The organism is Fructilactobacillus sp. X7R9C1 (assembly GCF_059901005.1).
In genome coordinates, this window is the sequence record NZ_JBWXVG010000004.1 from 57962 (window position 1) to 70298 (window position 12337).

14 protein-coding genes are annotated in these 12337 nt (G+C 38.1%); 2 read left to right on the forward strand and 12 right to left on the reverse strand.

Annotated elements, in window-relative coordinates:
- Nucleotide 1: 1 nt before the first annotated feature.
- Complete coding sequence (locus AC6UD0_RS03980) at nt 2-1285, forward strand: replication-associated recombination protein A (RefSeq protein ID WP_500701335.1); 1284 nt, start codon at nt 2-4, stop codon at nt 1283-1285.
- Nucleotides 1286-1644: 359 nt separating this feature from the next.
- Nucleotides 1645-2136 carry a universal stress protein gene (locus AC6UD0_RS03985; RefSeq protein ID WP_500694366.1) on the forward strand — a complete coding sequence of 164 codons (492 nt, stop codon included), beginning with the start codon at nt 1645-1647 and terminating at the stop codon, nt 2134-2136.
- Nucleotides 2137-2156: 20 nt separating this feature from the next.
- On the opposite strand, the gene AC6UD0_RS03990 is transcribed toward AC6UD0_RS03985, so the two are convergent.
- The 12 genes from AC6UD0_RS03990 to AC6UD0_RS04045 all read right to left on the reverse strand — a co-directional run bounded on the left by AC6UD0_RS03990 (nt 2157) and on the right by AC6UD0_RS04045 (nt 12335).
- Complete coding sequence (locus AC6UD0_RS03990) at nt 2157-3026, reverse strand: helix-turn-helix domain-containing protein (protein ID WP_500696065.1); 870 nt, start codon at nt 3024-3026, stop codon at nt 2157-2159.
- Between the two features lie 37 nt (nt 3027-3063).
- Nucleotides 3064-3642, reverse strand: coding sequence for a DNA-3-methyladenine glycosylase I (locus tag AC6UD0_RS03995; protein WP_500708201.1), 579 nt, complete (start codon nt 3640-3642; stop codon nt 3064-3066).
- An 80-nt stretch (nt 3643-3722) separates the two neighbouring features.
- Nucleotides 3723-4859, reverse strand: coding sequence for a D-alanine--D-alanine ligase family protein (locus tag AC6UD0_RS04000; protein WP_500694363.1), 1137 nt, complete (start codon nt 4857-4859; stop codon nt 3723-3725).
- Between the two features lie 94 nt (nt 4860-4953).
- Nucleotides 4954-6150 carry an FtsW/RodA/SpoVE family cell cycle protein gene (locus AC6UD0_RS04005; RefSeq protein WP_500694362.1) on the reverse strand — a complete coding sequence of 399 codons (1197 nt, stop codon included), beginning with the start codon at nt 6148-6150 and terminating at the stop codon, nt 4954-4956.
- A gap of 31 nt (nt 6151-6181) precedes the next feature.
- On the reverse strand, nt 6182-6397 hold the full coding sequence (locus AC6UD0_RS04010) for a DUF2969 family protein (protein ID WP_500694361.1): 216 nt from the start codon (nt 6395-6397) through the stop codon (nt 6182-6184).
- 42 nt (nt 6398-6439) lie between these two features.
- Nucleotides 6440-6715 carry a membrane protein insertion efficiency factor YidD gene (gene yidD, locus AC6UD0_RS04015; RefSeq protein WP_500694360.1) on the reverse strand — a complete coding sequence of 92 codons (276 nt, stop codon included), beginning with the start codon at nt 6713-6715 and terminating at the stop codon, nt 6440-6442.
- Between the two features lie 13 nt (nt 6716-6728).
- On the reverse strand, nt 6729-7742 hold the full coding sequence (locus tag AC6UD0_RS04020) for a rod shape-determining protein (RefSeq protein ID WP_500694359.1): 1014 nt from the start codon (nt 7740-7742) through the stop codon (nt 6729-6731).
- Between the two features lie 106 nt (nt 7743-7848).
- A complete protein-coding gene (gene murA / locus AC6UD0_RS04025) occupies nt 7849-9141 on the reverse strand; it encodes a UDP-N-acetylglucosamine 1-carboxyvinyltransferase (protein ID WP_500708203.1) in 1293 nt (430 codons plus the stop codon).
- 21 nt (nt 9142-9162) lie between these two features.
- Nucleotides 9163-9393, reverse strand: a complete 231-nt coding sequence (locus AC6UD0_RS04030; RefSeq protein ID WP_500708205.1) for a DUF1146 family protein — start codon at nt 9391-9393, stop codon at nt 9163-9165.
- A 125-nt stretch (nt 9394-9518) separates the two neighbouring features.
- Complete coding sequence (locus tag AC6UD0_RS04035; protein WP_500694356.1) at nt 9519-9947, reverse strand: F0F1 ATP synthase subunit epsilon; 429 nt, start codon at nt 9945-9947, stop codon at nt 9519-9521.
- A gap of 13 nt (nt 9948-9960) precedes the next feature.
- The gene (gene atpD, locus AC6UD0_RS04040; protein WP_500694355.1) at nt 9961-11385 is read right to left on the reverse strand and encodes a F0F1 ATP synthase subunit beta; all 1425 of its coding nucleotides are present in this window, start codon (nt 11383-11385) and stop codon (nt 9961-9963) included.
- A gap of 23 nt (nt 11386-11408) precedes the next feature.
- Nucleotides 11409-12335: a F0F1 ATP synthase subunit gamma gene (locus tag AC6UD0_RS04045; RefSeq protein ID WP_500694354.1), complete on the reverse strand. Its 927-nt coding sequence runs from the start codon at nt 12333-12335 to the stop codon at nt 11409-11411.
- Nucleotides 12336-12337: the final 2 nt, after the last annotated feature.

Genomic DNA, 12337 nt, shown 5'->3' on the forward strand with positions numbered 1-12337 from the left:
AATGCAAAAGCCCCTCGCCTACAGAATGAGGCCCACTAAAATTGAAGATATTGTTGGCCAACAGGATTTGGTTGGCAAGGGCAAGATTATTGATCGCATGGTAAAAGCTAAAATGCTTTCATCAATGATTTTATATGGGCCACCTGGCACCGGAAAAACCAGCATTGCAAGTGCAATTGCGGGTTCGACTAAATATGCTTTTCGGATGTTAAATGCAGCAACTGATACCAAAAAGGACCTCCAGGCGGTAGCTGAAGAAGCTAAAATGAGTGGAACGGTAGTGTTATTACTAGATGAAATCCATCGGTTAGATAAGACCAAGCAGGATTTTTTGTTACCACTACTAGAAAGTGGGCAAATTATCTTAATCGGGGCAACGACAGAAAATCCTTATATCAATATCAGTCCGGCCATTCGTTCTAGAACAGAAATATTTCAAGTTCATCCATTAACCAGTGATGACATAACCAAAGCCGTTAAGCGAGCACTAGCGGACAAGCAAAATGGCTTAGGTAATCTAAAGATCAAACTTGACCATAACGCCATGAGCTTTTTAGTTCACAGTACCAATGGCGATTTGAGAAGTGCTTTAAACGCCCTAGAATTATCCGCCAAGTCCACTAAGCCTGACCAAGATGGCGTCATTCACATTACTCTGGCTGATATTGAAGCTTGTTTACAAAAGAAAGCACTAAGTCAAGATAAAAATGGCGACGCTCACTACAACGTGATGTCAGCACTTCAAAAATCAATTCGTGGCTCCGATGTTAACGCGGCCCTACACTATGCCTCGAGGTTAATTGAATCAGGGGATTTAAACTCCCTAACAAGAAGATTAATGGTAATTGCGTATGAAGACATTGGGTTAGCTAATCCGGCTGCTGCTTCCAGAACAGTATCGGCAGTGCAAGCTGCTGATAAACTCGGTCTCCCTGAAGGACGGATTCCGCTATCTGATGCCATCATTGATCTTTGTCTTTCACCAAAATCAAATTCAGGAATTACAGCGATTGATAAGGCTTTATCTGACGTAAAAACTGGCAATTACGGAGACATTCCTGATCACTTAAAAGATGCCCATTTCAAGGGTGCCAAAAAACTAGGACACGTCGGTTATAAATACCCACATAATTATCCCAATGATTGGGTTAAACAGCAGTATCTTCCTGACAAAATTAAGAATGCCAAGTACTACCAACCAAAGCTGAACGGTAAATACGAAAGAGCTCTAGCTGATCAATATGAAAAAATCAACGAGGCTGAAAGGCATGTCGGAAAGGAATAATTGTCGATGCTCATAAAAGTTTTAATGTTATTTTTCTCCGTAATTTTAATTATTAACGGAATTTATTTTTTGACTCATGCTCATAAAAGTTTCCTACTGTTTCATCCCGAAAAGTTTACCTCATTAAGCATCATCTTACTCATTAGTGGTGTCATTCTAATTGTGGTAGCAATTTTAGGAATTATTTCAATATTTTTCGATAACACTGTTTTTACTCTGTTAGTCTTATGTGCGGGGTGTTTGTGTGCTGTGATTCCAGAACTATTCATCATTCAATACATGGATAAATAGCCTTTATATCTGACTTTTCAATTAAAAAATACTAGAATTAAGTTAAATAAAACATCGAGGTGGTTTTTATGCTACAAGAATACAATAATATTTTAGTTCCCGTTGATGGTTCATACGAATCCGAGTTGGCTTTTAAAAAGGCCGTTGCCGTTGCCAAACGTAATGATGCTCATTTACACATTGTCCACGTTGTAGACACACGAGCATTTCAAAATATCTCTAGTTTTGATACATCAGTAGTTGAAGAAGTAACTCAAAACGCTAAAAAAACACTCGAACAGTACGCCAGAGAGGCTAAGGATGATGGCGTTAACAAAGTCGATTATTCAATCGAATATGGCGCACCGAAAACAATCATCTCAAAGGAAATTCCAGACAAACTCGATATTGATTTAATCATGATCGGTGCAACCGGGTTAAATGGTGTTGAACGGTTACTAATTGGTTCAGTAACTGAATATGTCACTAGGATGGCGGTCTGTGATGTATTAGTTGTAAGAACAAATCTAAATAATCAAAAAGTTGATCCTAAAAAAGGAAAACAAAAAGTTTCTAAGTAAAACAAAAAATCATTCGATGATTATTTCGAATGATTTTTTGTTTTGGCAATTTTTAATAATTTATCAATCCGCCCGCTATCTCTTACTCCTTTCAAAAGATTGATTTTAATTTGGGTGCTTTCTGCCTTTTCAAACAGTTTTTCTCGTTTATAACTCAAATATTTCAAATTATAAAATGATTTCAAACAATAGAAGGAATACTTGCGTTTTAGGTAAGATATCATAACATTGGATTCAGAAATCACTAGTTGATTATCGTTAGCTACAAATGCGAAAGTGACAATGGCAAGTCCTAACTTAATGACAACATATCGATCAATTGTATTCATTTCTCTTCGATGTAGCAATTGCCCCATCCTCACCAAAGCATCATCCAAATACTTACGAGCCAATTTTTGACATCCCAATCTCCGATATGAGATTGCAATGCCCAAATAACTCCATGCAGTACAAATAAAATTTGTTTTGACGGAACACGAGTCAATCATAGTATGAAAGCATAGGATTACTTCATCTAAAGAAAAACCACAAAATAGTTCCGCAAAACCACGTTCACAATAATATCTTCCTTTGATTTCTCTTGAATCAATATTCTCAACTTTAATTGTTTCAATAATCGTATTAGCTTTCTTGAAATGATAATGAAGTAGAATGCATTCAACTTTCTTCAGTATTTTTTTAGCATAGCAATACTTTTCATCAGAACAAACTTCGTCTAAGTTCAATCCCAATCGGGACACAATTTCTGGAATAATCACCCATTGATTAAAACACCCATCATTTTCAAGCGCACTGATGGTTGACTGAGTACATAGTCCTTTGGCAAGCTCCGACTGCGTCATATGAATATCAATTCGGCGTTTTTTAATTCTCGCTCCAATCTTTTTCAATAGCGCTTTTGAGGGCATTATGACTTCCAATTGCACGTCATCTCCCTTGACGATTCAAAATTTCATCGTGTCTAAAACAATTAACGTTATGATCATTAATAATCCCCGAAGCTTGTAAAAACGAATAGAGTGTTGTGGGCCCAACTCTTTTAAAATGATACATTTGAAAAACCGGATTAAATTTTTTAATCATTGGTCTCATTTCCGAAATATCGATTTGATCATCAATAATTAAATGGTCAACGGGAGTATAATTCACCTGCTGCCATAATTGGTCAAAAAAATGAATCCCCTTTCCCTCTAACTCAAAAACAATCTTGGCATTGGTTAAAATGGCATCAAGTTTCGATCGATTTCTAATTCCACGTTTGTCACTCATTGCAGTGTCTTTGATGGTTTCTGCGTGAGTAGACAAATAGTTAAAATCAAAATTATGATAAATGCTATCCAGTCCGTCTAACTTCTTCAAAATTAAATTCCACTGAAGTCCTGCCTGCATTATTTCTAGTGACAGTTCTCTAAATAATGCTTTTTCGTCATAATCTGGAACACCCCACACCGTATCATGGTAATTCATTAATCGTGGACTCCTAGTTGCCCAGTTACATCTTTCCATTATTATCACCTCTTATAAGTATATACGAAGAACAATCTTCAAATAAAAAAAGATTATGACTATGTCATAATCTTTTTTTATTATTTATCCTTATATACTTTTTTCTGATCGCCCTTTTGAAGCGGCTTAAAGTCATGCAAAATTTTAGATTGACGGTCAAATTCAGCATAAGCTAGTTCAATCAATTTATCGATTAATTCGGTATAACTAATTCCAGAAGCTTCCCAAAGTTGCGGATACAAAGAAATATTGGTAAAGCCCGGTAATGTGTTAACTTCACTCAAATACGGCTTAAAATCCTTTGAAACAAGAAAATCAATTCGTGCCATTCCCTTTAATCCAAGGGCCTTATAAGCGTCTAATGCCATGTTCGTGATTTGATCATCGACACCATCTGGCAATTCAACTGGAATGGTAAATTGGACCTGACTGGCATCCACGAACTTGTTGTCATAGGTATAGAATTTGTCATCTGCTGGAACTTTAATTGCCCCTAGTTTTGATGCCTTGGGATTTTCATTTCCTAAAATAGAAATTTCGACTTCTTCTGGTCCCTCAATTGCTTCCTCAATCAAAATTTTGTTGTCATAACGAAAAGCATCTTCTAGTCCGCTATCCAATTCCTCTTGATTATGCACCTGATGAATACCGATGGAAGAACCTTGATTGGCTGGTTTGATAAACATTAATGAACCAAGCTTTTTAGATAATTTAGCATAATTCCAATCTTTACGATTATCTGGAGTCAATAAGACGTATTTGGTATTGTTAATGCCTGCTTCATCTAGGATTTTCTTAGTAATATCCTTATCATAAGACATTGCAGAAGCTAAGATTCCACTTCCAACGTAGGGCTTATTCATTAGACGTAATAGCCCCTGAATGGTTCCATCTTCCCCTAAGTTTCCGTGAATAATGGGAAAGAAAACGTCAATATCTTTAGCGCTATCGAAATTAATAATGGGAGCTAGCGGATTATTCATGTCGAGATTTAAAATCTCATCTTTTTCCACATCCGTTTCATCTTCACCATCAAATACACGATGTGAAGCATCATCGCTCAAGACGATTCCATCCTTAGTAATTAGGAATAAGCTGACTTCATACTTATCCTTGTCCATCGCATCATAAATATTATGCGCGGATCTTTTTGAGACGTCGTGTTCTGATGAATTACCACCAAATAATAACGCGACGTGCTTCTTATTTTTAGTCATATTCGCACCTCTGTCGTTCATAATAGAACCTTAATTATAACACAAAAATTAACCGGTAAATAATCCCAAATAAAAAAGCATGAATGAACATGCTTTATGAGAAATTCTTATCTGTACTAAACATTGAACTCTTGTTATGGTATTGCATTGACATTATCAACCCAATCCCTATCATGTTACCAATTAAGGCAGAACCTCCCTGGCTCACAAATGGGAGCGGAATTCCAGTCATTGGCAGCAACCCAATGCTCATTCCAATGTTTTCAAAAACATGGAATAAAATCATCATAATAACTCCACTAGAAATATAGGCATAGAAAACATTCTTAGTTTCAAAAGTAACCTTGATCATTTCATAAATCAATAAGAAATAAAGAAGAATCAATAATACCCCACCAATGAATCCAAAGTTCTCTCCCATCACGGAAAAGATCATATCAGACTCACGAACAGGAACGTAAACTTTGGAAACATTGAATCCCGTTCCAGTAAGACCTCCTGATCCAACTGCTTTCATACTTTGCCATAGTTGAAATCCTTGGTTACTCGTATCTGACTCAGGATGCAACCAAGTATCAATTCGAGCGAATTGATAAGACTTAAAGCCAAAATGACCAAGTAACATCCGACCCTCTTTAGTAATGGCAAGTGTCAGTGCAATGGCACCAAGACCACCTGTAACACCAAAGATTGGCGCCAGTATTTTCCACGTAACCCCGGATACAATCATCATCCCGGCCAGGATGGCAATGAACACAATGGTAGTTCCAAAGTCATTTTGCAACTTTAGTAAAATCACAATTGGAATCGTCCATAGAATCATTTTACCAAGTAACGCCCAATCACTTCGAGTTTCATGAATTGGATGTTCATTATTGTGAGAAGCAATGACTTTAGCCAACATCAAAATATACGCAGGTTTCATGATTTCAGATGGTTGAAATGTCAGTGGCCCTAACTGAAACCAACTTTTAGCACCAGTTTGTGCCGCATAGGAACGACTATACAAGAACAAAACAGCAACTAAAAGAAAGATCCCAAACCAATACGCATAAGGTGCTAATTTCCATAACTGTTCGGAATCAAATTGCATAATCACAACGATGGCAATTGCACCAATTGCGTACCACACTAATTGCGAAACAACCGCCTTTACGACACTTGTTTGACTTGTATCATGACTGGCAGCTACAAAGATCGACCCTATGCCCACCAAAGCAAGCATCAGTACACAAAAAATGATTCCCCAATCGATTCGATTCTCGTCTGTACTTTCCGACCTATTAAACACGATTAGAACTCCTTTTTTTCATAAATCATACTTATCTTTGGTGCAAATTATACTCTCTTATTACCTCAGCAACAGCATCTTCTTCGCTGTTTTCATGGAAAGTTTTGTCACCAACCACACAAATTGACTTCCCGTTCTTTTCTTCAATGGTGCCCACGGTATGACCGCCAATTTGCACCAATTTCAACGCGTTTTCTTCTGGATCATCAATAATATTAACACCGATTCGTTTTTCCTTTCGATTCACGCTTAAAAACCTCCTAGAATAAAAAATAGTTGATAAAATCAACTATTTTAGCTTCATCGAGCGACGATAATCTTCCTCAGCTTTTTTATTTCTTCCCAATGAAAACTTCTTGGGAACTGGATCGTATCCACCCTTAACCAGTGGATTACACCTCAAAATTCGTGTAAACCCCATCAGTGTCCCTTTCAATGCTCCAAAGCGATTGATCGCTTCGAGCGTATAATGCGAACAGGTTGGTGAGTACCGACAACTAGGCGGAAACAATGGTGAAATAAAGCGCTGGTAAAACTTAATTAAAGATATAAATACTCGTTTCAATTTTTTCTCTCAATTATTTTCTACTGAAAAATCCACGACTCTTTTTATTGCTACTCATGTGCTCAAGCATTTCACCAGCACCCTTTGCAACGTTATCTAAAGGATCTTCAGAAATATAAACCGGAACCGTTAATGCATTTGAAATTACAGTATCAATGTCTTTAAGAAGTGCACCACCACCGGTTAACATTACTCCTCGATCAATAATATCAGCTGAAATTTCTGGTGGAATTGTCTCTAAGACTGCCTTTGCACCTGACACAATGGAGTTAATTGAACCACTAATAGCTCTCGCAACTTCTTGACTAGTAATGGTTACCGATTTAGGCATCCCACTAACCGAGTCACGACCTCTAACCTCCATCTCTTTAACATCTTGAGTGGAAACGTCTGCCGTTCCAATCTGCATTTTAATTCGTTCAGCGGTGTGTTCACCGATAATAAGGTTATGTTCTTGTTTCAAGAAGTTAACGATATCAACGTTCATCACATCTCCAGCAATTTTAAGTGATTTACTGGCTACGATATCACCAAGTGAAAGAACCGCAATGTCTGAGGTTCCACCACCCATATCGATTACCATGCTACCATGAGGCTGGTAGATATCCATACCAGCACCTACGGCAGCTACTTTAGGCTCTTCTTCAATGAAAACTTCGCCACCAGCTGCGCGTTCCGCTGCTTGGATAATTGCTTTTCGTTCAATGTTAGTGATGTTTGTAGGAGCACAGATCATCGTCTGTGGTTTAGAAACAACGCCCTTAACGCTTAATTTACTGATAAAATACGAAAGCATTTCTTGAGTAATATCAAAATCAGAAATAACTCCGTCTTTTAAAGGTCTAATGGCTTTAATGTTTCCAGGAGTTCTACCTACCATTTGGTAAGCTTCAGAACCGACCGCCAATACCTTATTTGTTTTAGTATCAACGGCAACTACAGATGGTTCATTAAGAACAATACCCTTCCCCGTAACGTATATAAGAACGTTAGCAGTTCCTAAGTCAATCCCAATATCTTGTGCCATAAAAATACTTCCTTCCGTAACATCGTTTAACTAAATTATAGCATATCCAGAATAGCAAAAGAGAATTATCACATACGAAATTATCTAAATTTTTCTAACGATCAAGTTAGTCATTAGCAATTGCGTCGCTTTCTTTAATTGGGATTCGCTCAACTTCTGCGCCAAGTTTTTGCAGTTTCTTGTGAAATTCGTAGTAGCCACGATCAAGATACTTCAGATTAGTAACTTCCGTATAACCATCAGCAACTAGACCAGCTAAAATCAAGGCAGCTGCGGCTCTAAGATCAGTCGCAGCAACTTTAGCGCCCTCAAAATGGGTTGGTCCATACATGGTGACTGTTTCGCCATTAATGTCGAACTTAGCACCCATTCTGCGTAATTCTTCCATGTGCATAAACCGATTTTCAAAAACAGTTTCCGTTAGCTTGCTGACACCATTGGCCCTTAACTGCAATACTGTCATTTGAGGCTGCATGTCAGTAGGAAAGCCTGGATATGGGGCAGTCTTAACGTTAACTGGTTTTAATTTTGCGGGTCCAATGACACGAACACCATCGCGTTCTTGTTCAACTTTAACCCCCATCTGTTTCATTTTGGAAATTAATGGTAAGTTATGTTCGGTAATCCCGTTTTCAATTAAAAGATTTCCTTCAGTAAGCGCTGCGGCAACCATAAAAGTCCCAGCTTCAATTCGATCTTGAACCACTTCATGACTAGCACCATGAACACTTGGTACTCCGGTAATTGTAATCGTATCAGTGCCTGCTCCAGAAACTTTTGCTCCCATTTTGTTCAATACTTTTTGTAAGTCAACAATCTCAGGTTCACGGGCAACGTTTTGAATCTTGGTAGTTCCCTTTGCAAGGGTAGCGGCCATCATTACATTTTGAGTAGCACCAACACTTGGAAAATCGAAATAAATATCGGTTCCAGTAAGTCCGTTAGGAGCAGATGCTTCTACGTAACCATCATGTTGTTCAATGTGAGCACCTAAGGCTTCAAAGCCACGCAAATGTAAGTCAATGGGACGACTTCCAATTGCACATCCTCCTGGTAAAGCAACTTTTGCTTGACCTAAGCGAGCTAAAAGTGGACCCATCACAACAATTGAGGCTCTCATTTTTGAAACATATTCGTACGGAGCTTCTGGTGAAATTTTTCCAGAAGCATCCACTGTAATTTTATTCTTACTTTTATCAAAATCAACTTGAATACCCAAATGTTTTAAAACTTCATTCATAGTAAACACATCGGACAACATGGGACAGTTGGTTAAAACAGTCTCGCCATCACTTGCAAGAATAGTAGCAGCTAGAATCGGTAAAACGGCATTTTTTGCACCCTCAATGTGAACTCGACCATTAAGTTTGTTTCCGCCATGCACAACAATTTTTTCCATGGTACTCTCTCCTATTACGTATTATTTAAATAGTACTGTTAAATTTTTTAAGTTATCAATGAATGACATAAAGAACGAACTGCATATAAAACCAATTACGATCGAAAGGAGGACAATCAAGACCTTCCCTCGTCGTTCTTGAATTGGTAAAAACCGTTCAAAGTGAATTCCTTGTATAGACCAAAAAGCTAATGCAATAAAGAATAGCTGGCTAATTATTGTTATTAAAGATTCAACTCCAAATGGATTCATTACGCGATACTCCTAATATTCATTCTTACTATATACTATCATAAAATCATTCAATTGTCGTAAATCGGAGGTCCATGTAAAAAATTGTAACAAAAAAGAGGAACTAAAAAGTTCCTCTTTTTTAATTAATGTTGTGCAACATTAATTCTATTAACAGCTCTTTGTAAAGCAACTTGTGCACGTTTCAATGCATCCGTATCGTTCTTAGATTGAGCATCTTTAATCTTCTGTTCTGCACGCTCTCGGGCATGAGTAGCTCTCGATACATCAATGTCACCTTTACGTTCAGCACTATCAGCAACGATGGTTAAAGTATTATTGGAAAATTCGGCAAATCCACCATTGACCGCAACGGTATCCATGTCATTTCCGTTAAACTTAAACCTCGTTTCACCAATTTTTAAAGAAGCAATCACTGGAACATGGTTAGCTAAAATTCCAAGGTCACCCATCATGGTTTCAATGATAGCCATGGTGACTTGATCATTGGAATAAACCTCGCCATCAGGAGTAACGATACTAACGGTTAATACTGACGATTTATTATCAGCCAATTAGATCAGCCTCCTATTTGCTTTGACTTGCTTTTTGTTCTTTCAGTTTGTTGTAGTTTGCAACGACATCATCAATTCCACCACAGTTTCTGAAACAGTCTTCAGGAATATCATCGTACTTACCTTCAAGAATTCCCTTGAAGCCGGCGATAGTATCCTTAACGGATACATACTTACCTGGAAGACCCGTAAACTGTTCGGCAACGGTGAAACTTTGTGATAAGAAGAATTGAATACGACGAGCACGACCAACAATCGTCTTTTCTTCGTCGGATAATTCATCCATTCCTAGAATTGAAATGATATCTTGTAATTCACGATATCGCTGAAGAACGTGTTGAACTTGACTTGCAACGTCAAAGTGTTCTTGTCCAACGATTTCTGGAGAAAGGGCAGATGATGTTGATGCCAATGGATCAACGGCAGGATAAATACCTTGTTGCGTTAATGAACGCTCAAGGTTAGTGGTAGCATCCAAATGGGCAAACGTTGTTGCAGGAGCAGGATCGGTATAATCATCAGCTGGAACGTAAACAGCTTGAATTGAAGTGATCGCACCCTTTTTAGTTGATGTGATTCGTTCTTGAAGTTGTCCCATTTCAGTAGCTAGAGTAGGCTGATAACCTACGGCTGATGGAATACGTCCTAACAGAGCTGAAACTTCCGTACCAGCTTGGGTAAATCTAAAGATGTTATCAATGAATAAAAGAACATCATCACCTTCAGCATCTCTAAAGTACTCAGCAAGTGTAAGACCCGTCAATGCCACACGCATACGAGCACCAGGTGGCTCATTCATCTGACCATACACCATGGCAGTATGCTTTAACACACCCGATCCTTTCATTTCAAAGTACATATCATTACCTTCACGGGTTCTTTCACCAACACCAGTGAAAACGGAAATACCGTTATGACCCTGAGCAATGTTATGAATTAATTCTTGAATCAAAACGGTCTTACCAACACCGGCACCACCGAATAATCCAACTTTACCTCCACGAATATATGGAGCTAATAAATCAATAACTTTAATTCCAGTTTCAAGAACTTCAGTCGATGGGTTTAACTCATCGTACTTAGGTGGTTGTCTGTGAATGGCCCATCTCGTTTGATCAGGACCAAATTCTGGTCCACCATCAATTGGCTGACCTAAAACATTAAATACTCGACCTAGAGTATCATTACCTACTGGCACTTCAATTGGAGCACCAGTATTTTCAACATCCATCCCACGACGTAAACCATCGGTTCCGTCCATAGCGATGGTACGTACCACTCCGTCACCTAACTCAAGAGCAACTTCAACAACTAATTGCTTGTTGTCACCCTTTTTAACGTTCAAAGCAGTATTAATTTCTGGTAAATCACCGTCTAGGGGAAATTTAACATCAACAACTGGCCCGATAACTTGTTGTACTTTACCAGTAGTATTCATTATGCTTTAATTCCTCCCATCTATTAATGGTTCAATGCTTCTTGACCACCAGTAATTTCTGTAATTTCAGTAGTGATAGCTGCCTGTCGTGCCCGGTTATACTTGAGTTCAAGTGATGAAATCAAATCATCGGCATTATCAGTGGCTGATTTCATTGCGGTTGAACTGGAAGCATGTTCAGCTGTCTTGGCATCCAAGATCGCTCCATACATTAAACTTTCAGCATATTGAGGAATTACAACACCAAGCACAGCCTTAGCAGATGGCTCAATATCATAATCTTCAATCAAGTTTTTAACTTTGACATCAGATCCAGCTTGACCACTATTCTTATCATCCATAGATGATTGAATTGACTCTTTATCCATGGGAAGAAGCTTTTCAGCCCTAAAATCAGAGGAAATTCGGTTAACGAAGTGATTATAACAAATGTACAAATCAGTATAAATTCCATCATTATACATGGAGGTAATGGTCTTAACGATCCCTTGAACTTCGGTATAAGTAGGAACATCTGAAACGGTGCGATTTTCGTATGCAACGTTTGCTCCACGCTTCTTATAGAAGTCTGCACCATTACCACCAATTGCTAAAATCATATAATCATCAGTATTTGGAGTGTGCTTTTCAATAAACTCATTGGCACCTCTGATTACATTACTATTGTAGCTTCCAACCATTCCACGATCAGATGAAATTACAATATAGGCGGTCTTTTTCTTAGCATTTTTTGAATCTTGACTTGAAGGTTTATTATCCTCTAACAAATCGGACTGAGCCAGATGAGCGATTACAGACTTAACCTTAGATACATACTGATTATAGTTCTCTGTATGTGCCTGAATTCTGTTCAACTTAACCGTTGAAACCATCTGCATCGCCTCGGTAATCTGACGTGTACTCTTGGTCGATGCGATTCTGTGCTTTACATCATTCATCGATTCAGCCATTA